The organism is Vibrio sabulosilitoris (assembly GCF_055391395.1).
Window position 1 is genome coordinate 19,230 of sequence record NZ_AP029600.1, and the last position, 19,805, is coordinate 39,034.

Sequence of the window (19,805 nt, forward strand, 5' to 3'; positions counted from 1 at the left end):
TTCAGTTAAACCAACTCAACTTATCATGCAAACAAGTCACACTTCCCACCACAATCAGCGCCGGGCTTTGTGCCTGCTCCGCCAAGTCAGCTAACTGAGATAGCTCACCGGTAAACACCCGCTGCTCTTTACGTGTCCCATTTTCAATAATGGCGCATGACGTCGATGAATCGAGCCCATGCTCCAGCAAATTGGTTTGAATATTACGACACTGCTTGAGCCCCATGTAAAACACAAGGGTGTTATTGTCTTGCGCTAGCGATGGCCAGTGGATCTGTTTGCCGTCTTTTTGGATATGACCGGTGATGAACTGCACACTTTGAGCGTGATCGCGGTGAGTGAGTGGGATGCCTGCGTAAGAGGTGGCGCCTGCTGCGGCGGTGATGCCCGGAACAACCTCAAAGGGGATATTGTGTTCGGCAAGCTCTTCTAGCTCTTCGCCGCCGCGACCAAAGATGAATGAGTCTCCGCCTTTTAGGCGCACCACACGCTTACCTTGTTGGGCTTTCTCAACCAAGATTTGGTTAATCAAGTGCTGCGGAACGCAGTGGAAGTCCAGTTGCTTGCCAACATAGATCATCTCTGCCTCATCATAGGCAAGGTCAAGAATTTCTTTTGAAACCAGTCGGTCGTAAACCACCACTTGCGCTGCTTGGATGACTTTCAATCCCTTAACCGTTAACAGATCAGGATCGCCAGGCCCGGCCCCGACTAAAGAGACAAAACCTACATGGTGCGAGGCGGTAGCGTGGGTAGACATAAGGAGTACTCGTAAAAATTAAGGATAAAAAGTGACAATCGACAATGGCATAGCGTGATCATCACTTATTATCATCAATCAACCCCGCAGCGCGCTGCGGGGCAAAAGAGATTATTTCGCGCTAAACGCTGGCTCAGCTTGCACTTGCTCTTCTTGTGCATCTAGAGATGGCGCTGTTTTTGCGTGAGTAAGGTAAAGTGGCACACAGGTAAACAAAAGGCCACCGACAAGGTTACCCAAGAGAGTTGGGATAAGGTTGAAGTTCAACCAGGTTGCGATACCAAAATCCGCACCCAACATCATACCCAGTGGGAACAGGAACATGTTCACAACTGCGTGCTCGAACACTAGGGCAAAGAAGATAAAGATCGGTAGCCACATCGCTGCAATCTTGCCGAATACGGTGCGTGCGGTCATGTTACCCACCACACCCAAACACACCATCAGGTTACACAGAATGCCGCGCACAAAACAGGTGATCCAGCCATTTGCGCCCAGCTCTTCAAAGCCAACCGTACGCGCTGTTGAGGCATTGATAAAGGTTTGACCGACTGCGCCTGGCTCAGTTGAGAAGTTCATGGTGAAAGACAGCGCAATCAAGAAAGCGACAATCAATGAGCCAATCAGGTTACCAAGACCAACCAGACCCCAGCAGCGCAGAACGCGACCCCAAGTGATGCCTGGACGGTTTTCAAATTTAGCCAACGGCGCAAGACCAAACACACCCGTTACTAGGTCGTAGCCCATCAGGCTAAGGATACAAAAGCCCACTGGGAAGACCAGCGCGCCTACAATACCAATACCGGTTTGGGTGATCGCGGTGATCGCCACAACAACGGCCAGCGACAGGATAATACCCGCCATAGTGCCGCGCAAAATCAGATCGCGGGTGCTGGTTTTTACCTTGGTTTCGCCGATATTTATCATCGTTTGGACAAATTCAGCAGGTTTAAAGTCAGACATACATGTCTCTCCTAAAAATTGAAAGTTAAAAAGTAAATAGGGAAAGGCTCCCACTTTCACTACCCTGCAAGGCAAAGCAGGAGCCTTTAATCTATTGACTCTTAAGAGGTAGTGCGGGCTTAGCCTGCAACCTCTACCGCACCATTCACAACGCGAGCCTCAAATGCCTTAATATTAAAGCGCGCATCTTCCATGCACTCCCCTGTTGCCAGGTTAAAGTGCTGCTTTTTCAGTGGGCTGGCGACCCAAAGCTCGCCCTTGTGCTCGCCGATCAGGCCACGCGATAGCACGTTTGAACGCGCAAAAGGGTCCATGTTGCTGATGGCAAACACCTCTTCCGCGTCAGATGGACGGAACACCGCCACTTGCTGATCGTTAATCAAGGCACACACACCAGTACCAGGGACGATGTCTGTGATTTCACATACTTTTTCAAATGTCATACTGACTTCTCCGTGGTTACTCTGTGACTTCAACGTGAAGGATATCGCCCTTCGCTTGTGGGTGTTTTTCAGTGAACGTGGCTGGGCGGTGCTGGGCACGCTCATCGACAAACATCACGTTGTCATCACGCTTATCTGAGTTGATGAAGTGAGAGAAACGGGCATGCTGCGATGGGTCGTTGACTGTCTCAGCCCACTCACAACGGAATGCTTCAACCAACTTCGCCACGTCAGCTTCCAGTTGCGCATTGATTCCAAGTTTGTCTTCCACAATCACTTCACGCAGGTAATCGACGCCGCCTTCCATGTTCTCAAGCCATACCGAGGTGCGCTGTAGTGGCGCGGCGGTGCGAATGTAGAACATCATAAAGCGGTCGATGTATTTGATCAGAGTGGCCTCATCTAGGTCGCTGGCCAGAAGGTCTGCATGGCGCGGCTTCATACCACCGTTACCACACACGTACATATTCCAACCCGCGTCGGTGGCAATAATACCTAGGTCTTTGCCTTGCGCTTCGGCACACTCACGGGTACAGCCAGAGACACCAAACTTCATCTTGTGTGGAGTGCGAATGCCCTTATAGCGATTTTCAATCGTCACACCAAGGCCAACCGAGTCTTGAACGCCAAAGCGACACCAAGTTGAGCCAACACAGGTCTTCGCCATACGCAGAGCTTTGGCGTACGCTTGACCCGTCTCATAGCCACCCGCGATCAACTTCTTCCAGATCGCTGGTAGGTGATCTTTTTGCGCGCCAAACAGACCGATACGCTGCGCGCCCGTTACCTTGGTATATAGATTGTATTCTGCCGCCACGTCAGCCAGCACTTTGAGCGCCTGTGGCGTTACTTCGCCACCCGCCATACGCGGGATCACTGAGTAGGTGCCGTCTTTTTGCATGTTGCCAAGGAAATTATCGTTGGTGTCGTGCAGCTTGACCAATTGCGGCTTGAGGATGTGCTCACCCCAGCATGAAGCGAGGATTGAGCCAACAGTCGGTTTACACACTTCACAGCCGTAGCCCTGACCGTACTTCTCCAGCAGCTCTTCAAACGTCTTGATCTCTTCAATGCGGATCAGATGGAACAGCTCTTGGCGCGAGTAGGCAAAGTGCGCACAGATATCGTTTTTCACTTCGATGCCCGATTTGGCAAGCTCGGCATTGAGTACCGATGTCACCAGTGGGATACAACCACCACAGCCAGTGCCTGCGCCTGTGGCCGCTTTAATATCGGCAATCGTGTGGTGCCCATCAGCGACCGCTTGCGCGACTTTGCCTTTGGTCACATCAAAACAAGAACAGATCACCGCACTCTCTGGCAGCGCATCTGCGCCTAGGGTTGGCTTCTCAGCGCCAGCATGCGCAGGCAAGATCAGAGTATCTGGGTGCTCTGGCAGGTCAATTTCATTAAGCATCAACTGCAGAAGGTCGCCATAGTCAGAGGTGTCTCCGACCATCACTGCGCCAAGCAGCTTCTTGTTGTCCTCAGAGACAATCAGGCGCTTATACACCTCCTGCTCTTGGTTTTGGTAGACGTAGCTCTTACTGCCTGGCGTGCGGCCATTGGCATCACCAATCGAGCCAACTTTAACGCCCAAAAGCTTGAGTTTGGCGGACATATCGGCACCCTCAAACTGGCTATCGTTACCCAGTAGGTGGTCAACGGCAACAGTCGCCATCTTGTAACCCGGTGCGACCAGACCATAGAACATGTCATTCCACGCGGCACATTCACCAATGGCGTAGATGTTCTCATCTGAGGTTTGGGCGAAATCATTGATTGCGATACCGCCGCGTGCGCCAAGCTCAAGGTTCATCTGACGTGCGAGTTTGTCTTGCGGGCGAATACCAGCGGAGAAAACAATAAAGTCAGTCTCAAGCTCAGTGCCATCGGCAAAGCGCATCACGTTACGTGCGCTCTTGCCTTGCGGCACGATCTCTAGGGTGTTTTTGCTGGTGTGAACCTTCACACCCATGCTTTCGATTTTTTGGCGAAGTTGATCGCCACCCGCTTGATCAAGTTGCTCAGCCATCAGCTTAGGCGCAAACTCAACCACGTGCGTTTCGACACCTAGCGCTTTCAACGCGCCTGCCGCTTCAAGGCCCAGCAGGCCACCACCTATCACCACACCAACTTTGCTTTTCTTAGCGCTCGCCTCGATGGCTTTGAGATCTTCGATAGTGCGATAGACAAAACAGTCTTTGCTTTCGCGGCCTTGGATTGGCGGGACAAATGGGTACGAGCCGGTTGCCATGATCAGCTTGTCGTATTGGATTTCACGACCTGAGCTTGAGTAAACCGTGCGCTTGTCACGATTAACATTGATCGCACGCTCGCCAAGCAAAACATTGATGCCATGCTTCTCGTAGAAACCCTCTTTGACTAAAGAAAGCTCTTGAGCGGTGTGGTGAGAAAAGTAAGAAGAGAGGTGGACACGGTCGTAAGCGACGCGAGGCTCTTCACAAAAAACAGTAATATCGAGGTTGGATACATCAGTCTTTTCAACCAAATCTTCGAGATATCGGTGACCGACCATGCCATTACCAATGACAACCAGCTTCATCTTGCTCATACGGATTCCTGAAAATATTCAAATTGCAGGGTGGACTGCATAACTGAGCACATTGTTATTTGTGAAACTGGATTTACCTATGATGTAAATCAATTACCGATAAATACTACTCTAAAGGGGTAGATTGATTAAAAAGCAGTCCAAATAAATCCTTAAGTAATACAATTAAACTTATTTTGATCATTAACTTTCAGTGCTGAAATGGATGTTTATTGAAAGCGCTGACCTATATAACTGGGAATTGTCGCATAAAAGCCCACCTAAAATGACTACGCATGCAATACGTCGCCATTAAGCAACGAAAAAGGGGTAGCTTGAATTACCCCTTTTGTATGATTTTTGCAATATAACTGATTCAATTTCGCACTTTTGTCACAATCATCGAGCCGGCCAACATTGCCAAGACAAATAGCCAAATCAGTGGGTTGCCGAATGAAAGGCTGGTTATTGCAGGACCTGGACAGATTCCGGAGATCCCCCAACCAATACCAAACAGCACCGCGCCACCCACAAGCGGCTTATCCACTGCCGTCTTCAAACTCACACTGAACGACTCGCCTGCCATCGGTTTCGAGCGCGGTTTCACCATCCACTGATAACCTGGGATAAACACCGCAAGCGCTCCCCACATCACAAACGCGAGGCTCGGGTCCCACTCACCAGCGAGATCCAAAAAGCCAATCACTTTTTGTGGGTCGACCATGCCGGAAAACGACATACCAAAACCGAACAGTAAGCCCGCCACCAATGCAGTTAATGAGGAAACAGTACCTTGCTTCATGGTTAACCTCCTAAGTGCAAACGAATAAAAACAGTGATAATGGCAGTGCCCATAAACACTAAGGTCGCCACCAAAGAGCGCAACGAAAAGCGCCCAATACCACAGATACCATGACCACTGGTACAACCATTACCAATCTGGGTGCCAACGCCCACTAGCAAACCGGCGATCAAGACACCTACCCAGCTGCCAGCTGGCTGCTCAGGCACCGCAAGGTCGAAGACTGAGATGCTCAGCGCCCCTGCGACCACCATGCCAAGAATAAACAGGGCGCGCCAAAGCTTATCGCTGACCGACGAGTCGAATAGGCGACTCGCGATACCACTGATCCCGGCGATTTTTCCGTTAACCAGCAACAACAACAATGCCGAAGCACCTAATAACATACCGCCAAACAAGGATGCCCACGGGATCGAAAAACTCATAATCTATTTCTCTTGATGACAAAAAATGGTGTGAAAACTGGTGATCAAGGCCTCGACACGGGGGTCAGCGAGCGAATAGAACACCTGCTGCGCCGATTTACGGGCTTTGATCAACTGATGCTTACGCAGCACGGTCAAGTGCTGAGAAAACGCCGATTGACTGAGGTTCGACTGACTCTGCAACTGGGCAACGCCCACCTCACCCTGAGTAAGCTGACACAGCACCAGCAACCTATCCGGGTGCGCCAGGATCTTTAGCATCTCAGCAGCCTCATTGACGTTGGAACGCATCGCCATCAACTCACTATCGTCTAGTTGCATGTTTCACCTCAATCATTGATTCAATACTGTACAGGATAAGCCATCGTCTAATTTAGTCAATGCTAATTTAGTGTTTATAAATTTAGTATAGTTTTTATTAGACATTTCTAATTTAGCTGATTATGATTTAGCCATTGCAGTTTGAGCGGTGTGGTGCCGCGATCCGAGATAAGGGGTTTCCTATGACTAAAATCGTAATTATTGGCGGTGTCGCCGGCGGTGCATCAGCGGCAGCACGAGCCCGCAGACTGAGCGAAGAGGCAGAGATTATTATGTTTGAGCGCTCGCCGTTCGTCTCGTTTGCTAACTGTGGCCTGCCATACCATATCGGTGGCGATATCCAAGAGCGCAGCAAGCTCCTGCTTCAAACACCTGAGAGTTTTCTGGCGCGATTCAACGTCGACGTGCGCGTTACCAGTGAGGTGACCTATATCGATCGCGAGCAAAAATTCGTCACAGTCAAAAACCTTATCAGTGGTGAAGAGTACAAAGAGAGCTATGATCTGCTGCTACTTAGCCCCGGCGCGGCGCCCGTCGTACCGCCGATCCCGGGCATCGATAATCCGCTGACTCACTCGCTGCGGAATATTCCCGATATGGACCGCATTATTGCCACCCTGAAAAATCAGGATGTTCAACACGCCACTGTCGTGGGCGGCGGCTTTATTGGCCTCGAAATGATGGAGGCCTTCCATCAACTTGGCATTCAAACCACGTTACTTGAGATGGCTGATCAAGTGATGACCCCAGTCGACCGTGAGATGGCAGGATTGGTTCATCAGGCGATCCGAGACAAAGGTATTGATCTGCGCCTGAGTACGGCCCTATCTGGTGTCACCTACCATCAAGAGCAGTCACAGCTGACACTGACGCTCAACAATGGTGAGTCACTCAATACTGGCTTATTGATCATGGCCATTGGTGTGCGCCCGGAAACTCAGCTTGCCCGTGAGGCTGGGCTTGAAATTGGCGAGCTTGGCGGGATTAAAACCGACAGCCGAATGCAGACCAGCGATCCTTATATCTACGCCGTTGGCGATGCAATTGAAGAGCAAGATTTTGTCACTGGCAAACAAAGCCTAGTGCCGCTTGCAGGCCCAGCCAATCGCCAAGGGCGGATGGCGGCGGATAATATGCTCGGTCGCAACGAGCACTACCAAGGCACACAAGGTACCGCAATTTGTAAGGTGTTTGACCTTGCGGTTGCCTCAACCGGTAAAAACGAGAAGCAGCTGATTAGCGCGGGATCGCCTTATGAAAAGGTCTACGTCCATACCGCTAGCCATGCGAGCTATTATCCGGGCGCAGAAACGGTCTCGTTCAAGATGCTGTTTGACCCAGCAAGCGGCAAGATTCTCGGCGCACAGGCAGTCGGCAAAGACGGCATTGATAAGCGCATCGATGTAATGGCCGTCGCGCAGCGCGCTGGGATGACGGTTGAACAGCTTCAGCATCTTGAACTGACTTATGCACCCCCTTTTGGTAGCGCCAAGGATGTGATTAACCAAGCAGCCTTTGTTGCCAATAACATCCTTCAAGGCGATGCAACACCGATCCACTTTGATCAAATCGATCAGCTTAGTGAGGAGCAGGTTTTGCTCGATGTGCGCAATCCGAATGAGCTAGAAAATGTTGGCTTTATCAAGGGTGCCATTAATATCCCCGTTGACCAACTCAGACAGCGTATGAACGAGTTGCCAGAAGATAAAGAGATCATCATCTACTGCCAGGTCGGCTTGCGCGGCAATGTCGCCTACCGTCAATTAGTTAACCATGGCTTTAAAGCCCGCAACCTCATTGGCGGCTATCGCACTTACCAATCAGCCCGCGCCTAACTCGCCTAATCACCACGACGCGATGATGAGATCAACAGCGTCGTGGTGATCTATTTAGAGCCACGCTTAACTCAATGACAACACCAAGCCTAGTGCAATCATGATAACGCCGGTTGCGCGGGTGCGATACCACTGCTCACCCAACAACACAATTCCCATCAGCAGGCCAAAGATAATACTGACTTGGCGCAGCGCCACCACTAAACTGACATTGTCTGTCATGGTCATTGCATAGAGCACCAAACCATAGGTTGTCGCCATCATCACCCCTGCCGTCACCGATGGCTTAATGATCGAGATGGCATTGGCTAGCTCATGTCGATGACCCGACAAACATACCCAGATAATCAATGGGAAAAACATCGCCCAAAACTGCATCCCTAGATAAAAAATGGCTGAGTATGAGTCACTCAACAGCGCAGCAGCCACTTGGTTGAGCTGAATTAACGCCTCTTTATCCACGATGGAATAACCTGTGGTGCCGATAGCGGCAACCAAGGCCCACAAGACACCTAGATTGAGATAGGCTTTAACGCTCAACTCTCTGAAGCGGGTCAAGGGCACCAATAAGCAGCCTAAGGTAATGACCATAAAGCCAAGCCACTGCGACACACTCAGCTCATAGCCAAGCAAGAAGGTACCGTAACCGACCATCAACACCGGCAAGGCGCGTGCCATTGGGTAGATCACCCCTATGTCAGCTTGCTTGTAAGCATAAGCCAGACCAATCATATAGATCATTTGACACACGCCGCTGATAAACAGCAGTTGCCAAAACAGCATCGGCAGAGAATCAAAGCCAATCGTCACCAAATACCAGATCAGATAGGGCGTAAGCAAACTCGCAGCTGCGCCAGTTGAGGCAAGGAAAAACGCTGGACCAGAGCTTTGGTTGGATTTACCGAGTATATTCCAGCCAGCATGAAGAAAGGCCGAAATCACGACCAAAAAAAACGCCCAAAATGACATAAAATGAGAGCTTATCGTTTCAATTCGGCCAAAGATTCGATACTGATGGCATCATGGCGCCAGTATTCAATATCACAATCGATCAGCTCACCGGTTTGGCTGTAATTAGTTCGCTCAACCACCATCGCTGGGGTACCCGATGTCGCGCGCAACGCTTGCGCCGTATCACCCAGCAGTGAACTGGTGCTGACGCGGTACTTAATCTTCGAATAGACCACGCCAAAGTGCTCACGGTAGATATCGGTCAGTGACAGGGATAGGTCATAATCCATCAAATTTGGAAACAGCTCAGGGCGAATATAGTTCGTCACGTACATGACTGGACGCTCTTCTAGTGAGCGAACACGCTGAATACGGTGCACCTCTGAGAATGGCGCTAAGCCAAGCATACTTGCAGCATGCTTAGGCGCAATAATGGTCTTGGCACTGAGCAACTTAGTGCTCGGTTTCCGCCCTTGTGCCTCGGCCATATTCATAAAGTTTAGCGTTTGCGTCGGGTCATACACCATTGGCTCTGGCGAAATAAACCAGCCGCGACGATCCTCTCGGTAGATACGCCCCTCAGACTCAAGCAGCGATAGCGCTTCGCGCAGGGTCACTCGAGTGGTATCAAAAGACTCGGCAAGCTTGCGCTCTGCTGGCAGTTTCTGCCTTGGCGCTAACATACCAGATTCAATCTGCTCAACAATAACGTCTTTAATTTTTACGTACTGCAATTGTGTATCCTTAGTTATCTACCTCTGCTTAACGCATGCTTAAGCTGAGGTGTATTTTTTATAGGTGAGAGGCGTTAATCAGCGCTTACGCCAAGCTTGAGTACGATTCTCAATCCACTTACCCAGTGTCATGTGCAACAGCTTAGCCGACGCTGCGGACAACATGATCATCACCGCCATCGCGGCCGCGGCCCCCGTCTGCCCGGCGTCATCCATATTCAACACCGCAACCGAGGCCGGTATGGTTTTGGTCGAGTACAAGAACACCACCGCCGATGTCGTGGTCATGGCATTAATAAACATGTACGTGGCAATATCTAAAATCGCTGGCATACAAACAGGTAAAGTCACTTTAAAGAATAACTTATATTGAGGCAACTTGACTGAGGCCGCCGTTGCTTCAATCTCTGCTGGCAACTGCTTGAGTGCGGTTACCGCTGTCATATGACCCACCGTGTAATAGTGTACCACTGTGTTGATTACGAGGAAGATCATCGTGCCGTAGAGCACATTGAGCGGATTGTTGACATCATTGAAATAAAAGATGTAACCCAGGCCCAAAACCATACCCGGAACGGCCATCGGCACGATACTGAGCATCTGCATCATCTGGCGCACAGGGGCAAACGCACGCCCCTTTTCAATACAGTACGCGCCAGTAAAGATCACCACCGTACCGACAATTGCACTCCAAAAACCCAGCTTAAGAGAGTTGAAGAATGGTGCCCAGCCGTAAGTACTCATCTGTGAGAAGTTGTAGTTATTAAGAGTTAAGGTCTTGTTCCAAGGCCAGAATGTCACTAGCGAGCCATAGACGGCCATCCCTAAAACGGTCACGACCGCGACACAGATCAGGCTGCAATAGACAAAACAAAGCGTGTCTTTCACTTTATTAGGCTCTGGCTGATAAGCCACTGAGCGTGTATCAAACAGGTTTTTTTGCTTTTTCTTTACCCAGCGATCCGCCGCGAACGCCAAACCGGCAGGAAGCAGCAGCAAAATACTCGTGACAGCACCCATAGAAAAGTTCTGCTGGCCAACAACTTGCTTAAATATATCGGTGGCTAGAACGTTATAGCTACCACCGATCACCTTAGGCACGCCGAAGTCACACACCACCAGCGTAAACACCACAATCAGCGTACTGATCAAGCCATACTTAGCCGCCGGCAAGGTGACAACAAAAAAGGTTTTCAGCGGTGAAGTTTTCAGAGCACGCGCCGCCTCATACAAGCGCGCATCTGAGGTGCGCAGCGAGGTGGTCAAGATCATCAGTGCGTGAGGGAAAGTCCAGAATATCAGGCCCATAGAGATACCAATAATGCCGTAGACCGAATTCCCCATCAGCAATTCACGCGCGACGCCTTGGTTACCAAATAAGTAAATCAAGCTGATCGCAGGTAGCAACGATGGCGCTAGGATTGGCGCTGTGCCTAACACTTGAAACAGCCCCTTCATCGACATACAAGAACGGGTAATCGCATACGCATAGCCGAATGCAAGAGTTGTTACCACAACCGTAACCAAGAGGCCCAAAGTAAAGGTATTTTCCACCGAGCGCCACAAGGCATCAGAGGCAAAGTAGGTGGCGAAATTTTCCAATCCCACGAACTCGCCGCGTGAGTTTTGCAGACTTTTTTTCAGCATTGCCCATAGCGGCATCAAGATAAACAGAACCATGGATACCGAAAGCAGCGATAGGAAGCCGCCCAACACTAGGTTGTCTTTACTGACTCGATTGAACCAAGAGCGTGACGAAGCGGCTCTGGTGTTCACTGATGTGATCTCCATAATCGCTTCCCTATGCCGCTGAATGAATGGCTAGTGAACGAATGGCGGCTGAATCAATCGCTTTAACGTCGTTTCTGACCACTACGTTTCTGATATAGCCTCGCAGGCCCTGCTGGTCGAATGCGATATAACGCACATCACCACGCGTCAGTTTAAGCTCATTGCACTGGCGCACCGGCATATCGACATCTATGGCCTTGCTATCGCGACTGTCTTGCAAACGACACTCTACTCGACAGAAGGCGCCAAGGAACTCAACACCCACCACTTTAACTGGCACTGCATTATTGTAATCTGTAACGAAGCGGATCTGCTCGGGACGCACGGCGATATCAATATAATCACCACTGCTAAGCTCGATATTATCCAGCATTGGTTTGTCGATCAGGCTTTCGCCAATGCGTATTTGGCTATCGCTCACCACCGAGGTTTCGATAAAGTTCATGCTACCGACAAACTCGGCAACAAAGCGTGTGGCAGGCTGCTGATAGATCTCTTCCGGTGTACCGACTTGCTCAATCACGCCATGGTTCATAACCACGATGCGATCCGCCATCGTCAGCGCCTCATCTTGATCGTGGGTTACCATAATGGTGGTGATGCCAAGCTTGCGTTGCAATTGACAGATCTCTTCACGCAGGTGAGTACGCACTTTCGCATCCAGCGCAGACAAAGGTTCATCCAATAGTAAAAGACCAGGAGAGAGAGCCAGCGCCCGCGCTAACGCTACGCGTTGCTGTTGACCACCCGACAGCTGGCTTGGGTACTTCTTACCCGAGGTTGGCAAACCGATCATATCCAACCAATACTCAACCTTCTCCATCGCTTCTTTGCTTGGCATTCCTTGGTTCTTAAGACCAATGGCGATGTTGTCTTGCACCGTCAGGTTCGGGAACAAGGCGTAAGACTGGAACACAATACCGAAGTCGCGTTTTTCAGGCGGGAGAAATGTGGTATCTGTCCCCTGTTGTGAAATCGAGCCCGAGGTCGGCAGATCTAAGCCCGCAATCGCGCGCAACAGCGTTGTCTTACCACAGCCAGACGGGCCGAGGAAACAAACGAACTCTCCTTTTTCAATCGCCAGAGAAATCTGTTTTAACGCAGTGAACTGGCCAAACTGCTTCACTACATTTTCAATATTCAGGTAAGGTTGGGTGGTCATCTCTCGACACTCCTTTGTATGGTATATACCAATAATAGAAGTGTAGTATTGCAGTGGGGTGACAGTTTTCTATCAAAACGGTTAAGAAAGGTTCGAGAGGCGAGAGGCGAGAGGCGAGAGGCGAGAGGCGAGAGGCGAGAGGCGAGAGGCGAGAGGCGAGAGGCGAGAGGCGAGAGGCGAGAAAATTTTCCAACCTTTACCATCACTGTCAAGTGTTGCTTCACCTCGAGCGAAGCGTTCTCGCAGTGCAACGATCTCGACTCTCGCCTCTATTCCCAGAAACTCAAAAAGGCCGATACTCTCGCACCAGCCTTTAAATTATCTATATTCGCTGAACGTTAAGATCGTGGTTCAGATTTCGCGTCGAACTTGGCTGCCCATTTTTTCAGTACGTCAGCGCGCTCGTTACCCATACGGCCGAAGTCCATTTCTGCCATGTTTGACTCGACATCAGGGAAGTGAGCAACGGTCGCTTCAACCTCTTTGTGACCAACCACTGGGTACATTTCTACGTACAGTTCGTTAGCCGCTTTCGAGATAGACCAATCAACAACACGCTGGGCTGCTTCAGTGGCTTTCACTAGGCCCACGGCTTCAGATTCCCAACCGATGCCCGCTGGCGTGATCACCTCTAATGGCGCGCCTTGTGTCTTCAATCGTGCACCGCGACTTGCCATAGAAATACCAATAGCAACCTCACCCATACCCGCTTCAACACATGGCTTAGAGCCTGAGTGCGTGTAGTGAGCGATATTGTCATCGAGCTTTTGCATGTAGCTCCAACCTTGCTCTTCACCCATGTTTTGTAGCCATGCAGACACCTGCATGTAGCCCGTACCTGAAGAGGCTGGGTTTGGCATTGAGATGTGGCCCTTATACTCAGGTTTTGTTAGGTCATCCCAGCTGGTTGGCATCGGCAGATTATGCTGCTTAGCCACAATTTCGTTGAAACAAATTGCGTTAAAAAAGGCATCGTTACCGTACCATGCCTGCTCACCCTCAGGATCATTTAGGCTCGCACGTAGGTTCTCAACACCCTTTGGAGTGTAAGCCGATAGGATGCCCTCGTTCTTCAATAGAGCCATTGAAGAGCCTGCTAGGCCCCATACTACGTCTGCATGTGGGTTGTCTTTCTCAGCCAGTAGTTTAGCAGTCATGATACCTGTTGAATCACGTACCCATTTGATTGAGATGTCTGGGTTGTCTTTCTCAAATGCGTTCTTGTATTTCGCCAGGATGTCAGTCTCAAACGCGGTGTATACAGTCACTTCTTGTGCTGCAAATGCGTTAGTCGCTAGTAGAGAAACTAGGGCTGCGATTGAACCTTTAACAAAACGGTTGCTCATTATCTTCTCCAATAAAGATTGTGTAAGTGTGTTCGTCCGTAAATTTGGTCTGTACCAGATAACGCTAATTACACTAGTTTGGTGATGTGACGATTTTGTGAACGCTTGATGGCAATTTTAAAACAGATTATGACAGTTTAATTCAGCGCACGATGCCAAAAACACCGCGTATATCTGTATGAAAGTTTTATTAAGATCCGTCTTAGGCTATTTACCCGCTAATCCCGCCACTGCTAAAGTGCATTCATATTGGTATAGTCCAAGAGAAAGATTAACGATGAGAAACGATTACCTACTTTTAACACCAGGCCCTTTGTCAACCACAGAGACCGTTCGCTCGGCGATGCTTAAAGACTGGTGCACCTGGGATGATGACTACAACAAAGAGGTTGTTGAGGTTATTCGCAGTAAACTGACCAAGCTTGCGACGTCACAACCTGGCTATACCAGTGTCCTGATGCAAGGCAGTGGCACCGCCTCGGTGGAAGCCACCATTGGCTCAGTAATGAAGCAAGACGATAAGCTATTGGTTATCGATAATGGCGCCTACGGTGCGCGTATTGCCCAAATCGCGGCCTACCTGAATATAGACTGTCAGGTGATTGCGCCGGGTGAGACCACTCAGCCAAACCTCACCGAGATTGAACAGGCACTAAACCAAGACACCAGCATCACCCATTTGGCGATTGTCCATTGTGAAACCACCACCGGCATGCTTAATCCGATTGAAGCCGTTACCAAACTTGCTAAGCAACATGGAAAAGTTGTCATCCTTGATGCGATGTCGAGCTTTGGTGGCATTCCGATGGATATCGGTGAGATGGGCATCGATTTTATGATCAGCTCGGCGAATAAGTGTATCCAGGGCGTTCCAGGCTTTGGCTTTGTGATCGCTAAGCAAGACCAGCTGGAGTTGTGTCAGGGACGTGCACGCTCACTGAGTCTTGATCTTTTTGAGCAGTGGCACTGCATGCAGACCAACCATGGAAAATGGCGCTTCACTTCGCCAACTCACACCGTGCGAGCCTTCTATCAAGCTCTAATTGAACTCGAGCAGGAAGGCGGCATCGAGGCACGTCACCAGCGTTATCAAACCAACCAGACCACTTTGGTGGCAGGAATGAAAAAGCTAGGCTTTACGCCACTGCTTGATGAGTCACTGCACTCACCGATTATTACCTCGTTCTACTCGCCAACCCATAGCGATTATCAATTTAAGCAGTTCTACCTGCACTTAAAAGAGCAGGGTTTTGTCATCTACCCGGGTAAAGTCTCTAACGCCGACTGTTTTCGTATCGGCAATATCGGTGATGTGCACCCGCAAGATATTGAGCGTCTGATTAAAGCCGTGAGCACGGCGATGTACTGGGAGGTATCAGCATGGGCCTAATTACACCAGAGATGCACACCGAGGATAGCGGCACGCTCTTTCGCAGTGAGGGTGACATCAATACCACACCTGCTCGCCAAGCATGGAACCAGTCATTACAAGATGAGCGCACTCAAGCGCTGCTTAAACGTGATGAAGATGTATTTCTTCATCAGGCAATGTCGACGCCGTGTCTTGATACGCTAGAGGGAGCGGAAGGTATCTATCTACAAGACACCAAGGGCAAGCGCTACATGGACTTTCACGGCAATAATGTTCATCAGCTTGGCTATGGCCACCCGCATGTGATCAATAAGGTCACCGAGCAGATGGCTAATTTGCCCTTCTCTCCACGCCGTTTTACCAATGAAACCGCGGTGGCGTGCGCGGAAAAACTGACCGAGATCTGCGGCGGTGAACTCAACCGTGTGCTGTTTGCCCCAGGCGGTACGTCTGTGGTTGGTATGGCACTCAAACTAGCACGCCATGTGACCAACAACTTCAAAGTGGTTTCCCTGTGGGACTCTTTTCACGGTGCGTCTCTTGATGCGATTTCTGTTGGTGGCGAGGCCTGTTTTCGTGAGGGTATGGGGCCGTTAATGGCCGGTGTTGAGCGTATTCCTCCGGCGGTCTCTTACCGCGGCGCTTTCCCTCGTCCAGACGCCAGCGAAGAAGAGCGTGATGTGCATTATGCCGACTACCTGGAGTACGTGATCGAGAAAGAAGGCGGCATCGGCGCATTTATCGCTGAAGCAGTGCGCAATACCGACGTGCAAGTACCAAGCAAGGCCTATTGGAAGCGTGTGCGCGAGATCTGTGACAAGCACAACGTGATGCTGATCATCGACGATATCCCTAACGGCATGGGGCGCAGTGGCGAATGGTTCACCTACCAAGCCTACGACATCGAGCCGGACATTCTATGTATCGGCAAGGGCTTAGGCGGTGGCTTAGTGCCTATCGCAGCCATGGTGACCAAAGATAAATACAACACCGCAGCGCAAGTCTCATTGGGTCACTACACCCACGAGAAAAGCCCGATTGGCTGCGCAGCTGCCCTAGCGACGATGGAAGCAATTGAGCAAGAGCAGCTACTAGACAAAGTCAAAGCCGACAGTGAGTTTGTTCGAGAGCAGCTAGGCCGCATGAAAGACACATACCCAATCATCGGTGATGTGCGTGGTATCGGCCTATTGTGGGGCGTTGAGCTGGTCACTGACCGTGGCAGTAAACAGCGTGCATTTGCTGAGGCCGAAGCCGTGCTTTACCAATGCCTGAATAATGGCCTGAGCTTTAAAGTCTCCCAAGGCAACGTGGTGCAACTGAGCCCACCGCTGATCATTGAGCGCACCGACTTACAAGCCGCGCTGGATATTTTTGAGTCAGCTATCCAACAAGTTAGCCAAACCTTCGGCTACCCAGTAGTGAAATAACCCAAGGAATCAACATGAACAACCCATCACAAATTCAAGCAGTCATCTTCGACTGGGCCGGCACCATCGTCGACTTTGGCTCTTTTGCCCCTACTTCAATCTTCGTTGAAGCTTTCAAGCGTGGTTTTGAGTTCGATATCAGCCTTAAAGAAGCCCGTGTACCTATGGGCCTTGGCAAGTGGGATCACATCAAAGCAGTCGGCAAGCTGGAGTCGGTTGATAAGCGTTGGACAGAAAAATTCGGCCGCTCGATGAACGATGAAGATGTGGATCGCATCTATGAGATGTTTATGCCCCTGCAAAAAGCCAAAGTATCAGACCATGCAGAGCCGATCCTCAATGCGATTGAAGTCGTCAATAACCTCAAGCAAAAAGGCATCAAAATTGGCTCTTGCTCAGGTTACCCACGCGAGGTTATGGATGTATTGATCCCAGTGGCAGCCGACTACGGCTACCAACCAGACTGTATTGTCGCCACTGACGACCTACCACAAGGCGGCCGCCCAGCCCCATTTATGGCACTAAAGAACGTGATCGATCTTGGCGTGACCAATGTCGGTGCCTGTATCAAGGTTGATGATGCCACTCCTGGCATCGAAGAAGGCCATAATGCGGGTATGTGGACCGTAGGTCTACTACTGTCAGGCAACGAGGCAGGTTTAACGTTTGCAGAGTATCAAGCCGCAGATGAGGCAACATTAAGCGCGGCTCGCGAGAAAGCCCGCTCGGTAATGCAAAAATCATCACCACACTACCTAATCGACACCATCGCCGACCTACCACAAGTAATCGAAGACATCGAACGCCGCCTAGCTGCTGGCGAACGCCCGTAGCGAGAGGCGAGAGGCGAGAGGCGAGAGGCGAGAGGCGAGAGGCGAGAGGCGAGAGGCGAGAGGCGAGAGGCGAGAAAATTTTCCAACCTTGACCACCGCTGTCAAGTGCCCCACCACCTCGAGCGCAGCGTACCCGCAGGGCAACGCCCGATCTCGACTCTCGAATCTGATAAGAAGCGAGAAATTTTTCAACCTCTGCCGCTGCTGTCAAGTGTTCCACCACCTCGAGCGCAGCGTCCTCGCAGGGCAAAGCCCGATCTCGACTCTCGCCTCTTGAATTAGGCGCTAGCGTAAATCACGCTACCGTCTTTGATTAAGTCGATAATCTCACGCGTCAACTCCGGCGGCAGGGCCGGGCAACCCCAACTGCGGCCAAGATAGCCATTGCGTTGGATGAACGACTCGGTCGCATAGTCGGCGCCATGGATCACGATATAACGCTCACGGGCACGATCATTTACCCCTTGATTCAAACCATCAAGACGCAGCGAGTAACCGTTGCTTCCGTAGTAGGTATCATCGGTCAAAAATGCCCCGAGAGAGGTTTTTCTTGAATTAACCACATTAGAAAAGCGCGTGGCATTCTTACCACCGCTGTTCACCCCATGGGAAACATAGGTGTTGTACACCAACTCATTCTTATCCAAATCGATCACAAAAAAGCGTTTTTCAGTAGAGGGACGACTGTAATCAATAATGGTCAAGAGCGGCTTTCTACGCTCGCTGATTTCCTGATAGGCAAGGTAAGCATCACGATAAAGCTCGTAACTCAATACCCCTTCCAAGCCAACTTTAATAAACGTTTTTTCTATAACTTGCTCCGCCTGAGAGAGCTCACTCAGCGGGTGATTATTGTGGGCAGCAACCGCCACCGCGGGTAAGACACAAGCTATCCATACCCCTAAAAATGCAAAAATTTTCATTGTCAGAACTGCAAATTTGGCAATAAAAAGTGAATATCAGTTATATATTTAATGAAATATACAATCTCCCAAAGCTACCCTATCCCCCACACGAGCAGGTGATTATGAGTAATTGTGCATAGCAAAACCCATCGAAATCGGCGAATTAATGACCACTTTGAGCCATTGATAATCTTTTCTTTTCCGTGACTTAACCGCGCGACGAGATAGTATATTATTTGATCGATTAATAAAACTGCAAACTTGTAGTTTTACGACAGCTAACAACCAATCAAAACCTACAGTGGCGGGACTTACAGTGCTAATTGGTAAAAATATCAATAACCTAGACCACCAAATCCATCGATCAAACTTTAATCAAAAAATGTGACAAAAGTTTTCATAGCCCTGACGATGGAGTCGCTCATTAGAATTATCAAGGACCTATAAGCAACAAGGTTTTCAGCTACCACATGAGGTACTCGAAGCTACACCTATCGATGTGTTCCTAGCCCCTTTAGTTAACGCGCCAGATCACGCGCGAGGATCAACGCCAAGCCAAAGATCTGCAAAAACAGAGCTATGTTTTTGTAGTGAACCAGTTTCTCTTCCCAAGACAGAACTTGCTCGGCTACCTCAAGATTATCTAAGTAATGGCTATCAATCCGATTGCGAAACTGCTGCTGGCTTTGATCAATCGCGAACATCACCTCACTGACTGTCTCGACAGACAACTCAGAAACCGTGGCTGAGGTCCACAGTTGCAATTGATCTACCAAGCTCTGAGTTATCTTAGGATTGGCGGGCGCCAGACTAGCAAGCTGCATATGCAGCAGTGTCACCTCCCGTTTACGCTCCAAGGTTTCCACACTGTTCCAATCTAGGGTAATGGCATACTGGTTCTGCGCCTCTCTGGCCTTTAGAGCGCTGATATTTTGGTTGATTGAGTCCAGCACCAAGCTTGAGACTAAGATGGCCATGACGTTGAGCACCAAGCCGATAAAGACTAAAACCCAAGGTGGGGGGAGATGTTGTTTGATGCTCACACCATAGGATGTCATTGGCTCTCCACAAATTGATTTAACTCACCATCTATGCTCAATAATAGACTCGATGATCATTTTGCGGGTTGGCTAAGTGAAGCTCTTGATAATAAAAAGCCACCTCTGTTTTAGGTGGCT

The 19,805-nt window shown here is 49.9% G+C and carries 18 protein-coding genes; 4 read left to right on the plus strand and 14 right to left on the minus strand.

Annotated elements, in window-relative coordinates:
* Nucleotide 1 precedes the first annotated feature (1 nt).
* From cobA to ACZ5R2_RS16110, 7 genes are all read right to left on the minus strand, one after another.
* Nucleotides 2–760, minus strand: a complete 759-nt coding sequence (cobA, locus tag ACZ5R2_RS16080) for a uroporphyrinogen-III C-methyltransferase (protein WP_464903565.1) — start codon at nt 758–760, stop codon at nt 2–4.
* A gap of 111 nt (nt 761–871) precedes the next feature.
* Entirely contained in the window at nt 872–1,723 is an 852-nt protein-coding gene (locus ACZ5R2_RS16085; protein WP_464903564.1) for a formate/nitrite transporter family protein, read from the minus strand.
* 119 nt (nt 1,724–1,842) lie between these two features.
* On the minus strand, nt 1,843–2,166 hold the full coding sequence (gene nirD / locus ACZ5R2_RS16090) for a nitrite reductase small subunit NirD (RefSeq protein WP_464903563.1): 324 nt from the start codon (nt 2,164–2,166) through the stop codon (nt 1,843–1,845).
* A 16-nt stretch (nt 2,167–2,182) separates the two neighbouring features.
* A complete protein-coding gene (gene nirB / locus ACZ5R2_RS16095; RefSeq protein ID WP_464903562.1) occupies nt 2,183–4,741 on the minus strand; it encodes a nitrite reductase large subunit NirB in 2,559 nt (852 codons plus the stop codon).
* 355 nt (nt 4,742–5,096) lie between these two features.
* Nucleotides 5,097–5,522 (minus strand): DUF6691 family protein, encoded by a 426-nt coding sequence (locus ACZ5R2_RS16100; protein ID WP_464903561.1) that lies wholly within the window; start codon nt 5,520–5,522, stop codon nt 5,097–5,099.
* Nucleotides 5,523–5,524: 2 nt separating this feature from the next.
* Nucleotides 5,525–5,947, minus strand: coding sequence for a YeeE/YedE family protein (locus tag ACZ5R2_RS16105; RefSeq protein ID WP_464903560.1), 423 nt, complete (start codon nt 5,945–5,947; stop codon nt 5,525–5,527).
* A 3-nt stretch (nt 5,948–5,950) separates the two neighbouring features.
* On the minus strand, nt 5,951–6,268 hold the full coding sequence (locus tag ACZ5R2_RS16110) for an ArsR/SmtB family transcription factor (RefSeq protein WP_464903559.1): 318 nt from the start codon (nt 6,266–6,268) through the stop codon (nt 5,951–5,953).
* Between the two features lie 182 nt (nt 6,269–6,450).
* Between ACZ5R2_RS16110 and ACZ5R2_RS16115 the strand changes: the two genes are divergently transcribed.
* Entirely contained in the window at nt 6,451–8,103 is a 1,653-nt protein-coding gene (locus ACZ5R2_RS16115) for an FAD-dependent oxidoreductase (RefSeq protein ID WP_464903558.1), read from the plus strand.
* Nucleotides 8,104–8,169: 66 nt separating this feature from the next.
* Here ACZ5R2_RS16115 and ACZ5R2_RS16120 read toward each other — a convergent pair whose 3' ends face one another.
* From ACZ5R2_RS16120 to ACZ5R2_RS16140, 5 genes are all read right to left on the minus strand, one after another.
* Complete coding sequence (locus tag ACZ5R2_RS16120; protein ID WP_464903557.1) at nt 8,170–9,072, minus strand: EamA family transporter; 903 nt, start codon at nt 9,070–9,072, stop codon at nt 8,170–8,172.
* Between the two features lie 11 nt (nt 9,073–9,083).
* On the minus strand, nt 9,084–9,788 hold the full coding sequence (gene phnR, locus ACZ5R2_RS16125) for a phosphonate utilization transcriptional regulator PhnR (protein WP_464903556.1): 705 nt from the start codon (nt 9,786–9,788) through the stop codon (nt 9,084–9,086).
* Between the two features lie 78 nt (nt 9,789–9,866).
* On the minus strand, nt 9,867–11,579 hold the full coding sequence (locus ACZ5R2_RS16130; protein ID WP_464903555.1) for a putative 2-aminoethylphosphonate ABC transporter permease subunit: 1,713 nt from the start codon (nt 11,577–11,579) through the stop codon (nt 9,867–9,869).
* 10 nt (nt 11,580–11,589) lie between these two features.
* Nucleotides 11,590–12,741, minus strand: a complete 1,152-nt coding sequence (locus tag ACZ5R2_RS16135; RefSeq protein ID WP_464903554.1) for a putative 2-aminoethylphosphonate ABC transporter ATP-binding protein — start codon at nt 12,739–12,741, stop codon at nt 11,590–11,592.
* A gap of 338 nt (nt 12,742–13,079) precedes the next feature.
* On the minus strand, nt 13,080–14,087 hold the full coding sequence (locus tag ACZ5R2_RS16140; protein WP_464903553.1) for a putative 2-aminoethylphosphonate ABC transporter substrate-binding protein: 1,008 nt from the start codon (nt 14,085–14,087) through the stop codon (nt 13,080–13,082).
* A 277-nt stretch (nt 14,088–14,364) separates the two neighbouring features.
* Here ACZ5R2_RS16140 and phnW point away from each other — a divergent pair, with 277 nt between their 5' ends.
* From phnW to phnX, 3 genes are read left to right on the plus strand one after another with little or no spacing between them, the layout of a single operon-like run.
* Nucleotides 14,365–15,477, plus strand: coding sequence for a 2-aminoethylphosphonate--pyruvate transaminase (gene phnW, locus ACZ5R2_RS16145; protein WP_464903552.1), 1,113 nt, complete (start codon nt 14,365–14,367; stop codon nt 15,475–15,477).
* Between the two features lie 11 nt (nt 15,478–15,488).
* Nucleotides 15,489–16,889, plus strand: coding sequence for an aspartate aminotransferase family protein (locus tag ACZ5R2_RS16150; protein ID WP_464903683.1), 1,401 nt, complete (start codon nt 15,489–15,491; stop codon nt 16,887–16,889).
* 14 nt (nt 16,890–16,903) lie between these two features.
* Nucleotides 16,904–17,722, plus strand: coding sequence for a phosphonoacetaldehyde hydrolase (gene phnX / locus ACZ5R2_RS16155; protein WP_464903551.1), 819 nt, complete (start codon nt 16,904–16,906; stop codon nt 17,720–17,722).
* 278 nt (nt 17,723–18,000) lie between these two features.
* On the opposite strand, the gene ACZ5R2_RS16160 is transcribed toward phnX, so the two are convergent.
* Nucleotides 18,001–18,645, minus strand: coding sequence for a murein L,D-transpeptidase catalytic domain family protein (locus ACZ5R2_RS16160; protein WP_464903550.1), 645 nt, complete (start codon nt 18,643–18,645; stop codon nt 18,001–18,003).
* 500 nt (nt 18,646–19,145) lie between these two features.
* The gene (locus ACZ5R2_RS16165; RefSeq protein WP_464903549.1) at nt 19,146–19,685 is read right to left on the minus strand and encodes a DNA mismatch repair protein; all 540 of its coding nucleotides are present in this window, start codon (nt 19,683–19,685) and stop codon (nt 19,146–19,148) included.
* Between the last annotated feature and the right edge of the window lie 120 nt (nt 19,686–19,805).

Excerpts from the sequence above, each read along its gene's own strand:
- ACZ5R2_RS16140 (WP_464903553.1), bottom strand. The coding sequence starts at position 14,087 with ATGAGCAACCGTTTTGTTAAAGGTTCAATCGCAGCCCTAGTTTCTCTA.
- ACZ5R2_RS16135 (WP_464903554.1), bottom strand. The coding sequence starts at position 12,741 with ATGACCACCCAACCTTACCTGAATATTGAAAATGTAGTGAAGCAGTTT.
- ACZ5R2_RS16165 (WP_464903549.1), bottom strand. The coding sequence starts at position 19,685 with ATGACATCCTATGGTGTGAGCATCAAACAACATCTCCCCCCACCTTGG.
- ACZ5R2_RS16130 (WP_464903555.1), bottom strand. The coding sequence starts at position 11,579 with ATGGAGATCACATCAGTGAACACCAGAGCCGCTTCGTCACGCTCTTGG.
- ACZ5R2_RS16085 (WP_464903564.1), bottom strand. The coding sequence starts at position 1,723 with ATGTCTGACTTTAAACCTGCTGAATTTGTCCAAACGATGATAAATATC.
- ACZ5R2_RS16110 (WP_464903559.1), bottom strand. The coding sequence starts at position 6,268 with ATGCAACTAGACGATAGTGAGTTGATGGCGATGCGTTCCAACGTCAAT.
- ACZ5R2_RS16100 (WP_464903561.1), bottom strand. The coding sequence starts at position 5,522 with ATGAAGCAAGGTACTGTTTCCTCATTAACTGCATTGGTGGCGGGCTTA.
- ACZ5R2_RS16105 (WP_464903560.1), bottom strand. The coding sequence starts at position 5,947 with ATGAGTTTTTCGATCCCGTGGGCATCCTTGTTTGGCGGTATGTTATTA.
- ACZ5R2_RS16115 (WP_464903558.1), top strand. The coding sequence starts at position 6,451 with ATGACTAAAATCGTAATTATTGGCGGTGTCGCCGGCGGTGCATCAGCG.
- phnX (WP_464903551.1), top strand. The coding sequence starts at position 16,904 with ATGAACAACCCATCACAAATTCAAGCAGTCATCTTCGACTGGGCCGGC.
- nirB (WP_464903562.1), bottom strand. The coding sequence starts at position 4,741 with ATGAGCAAGATGAAGCTGGTTGTCATTGGTAATGGCATGGTCGGTCAC.
- ACZ5R2_RS16150 (WP_464903683.1), top strand. The coding sequence starts at position 15,489 with ATGCACACCGAGGATAGCGGCACGCTCTTTCGCAGTGAGGGTGACATC.
- ACZ5R2_RS16160 (WP_464903550.1), bottom strand. The coding sequence starts at position 18,645 with ATGAAAATTTTTGCATTTTTAGGGGTATGGATAGCTTGTGTCTTACCC.
- phnW (WP_464903552.1), top strand. The coding sequence starts at position 14,365 with ATGAGAAACGATTACCTACTTTTAACACCAGGCCCTTTGTCAACCACA.
- ACZ5R2_RS16120 (WP_464903557.1), bottom strand. The coding sequence starts at position 9,072 with ATGTCATTTTGGGCGTTTTTTTTGGTCGTGATTTCGGCCTTTCTTCAT.
- cobA (WP_464903565.1), bottom strand. The coding sequence starts at position 760 with ATGTCTACCCACGCTACCGCCTCGCACCATGTAGGTTTTGTCTCTTTA.
- nirD (WP_464903563.1), bottom strand. The coding sequence starts at position 2,166 with ATGACATTTGAAAAAGTATGTGAAATCACAGACATCGTCCCTGGTACT.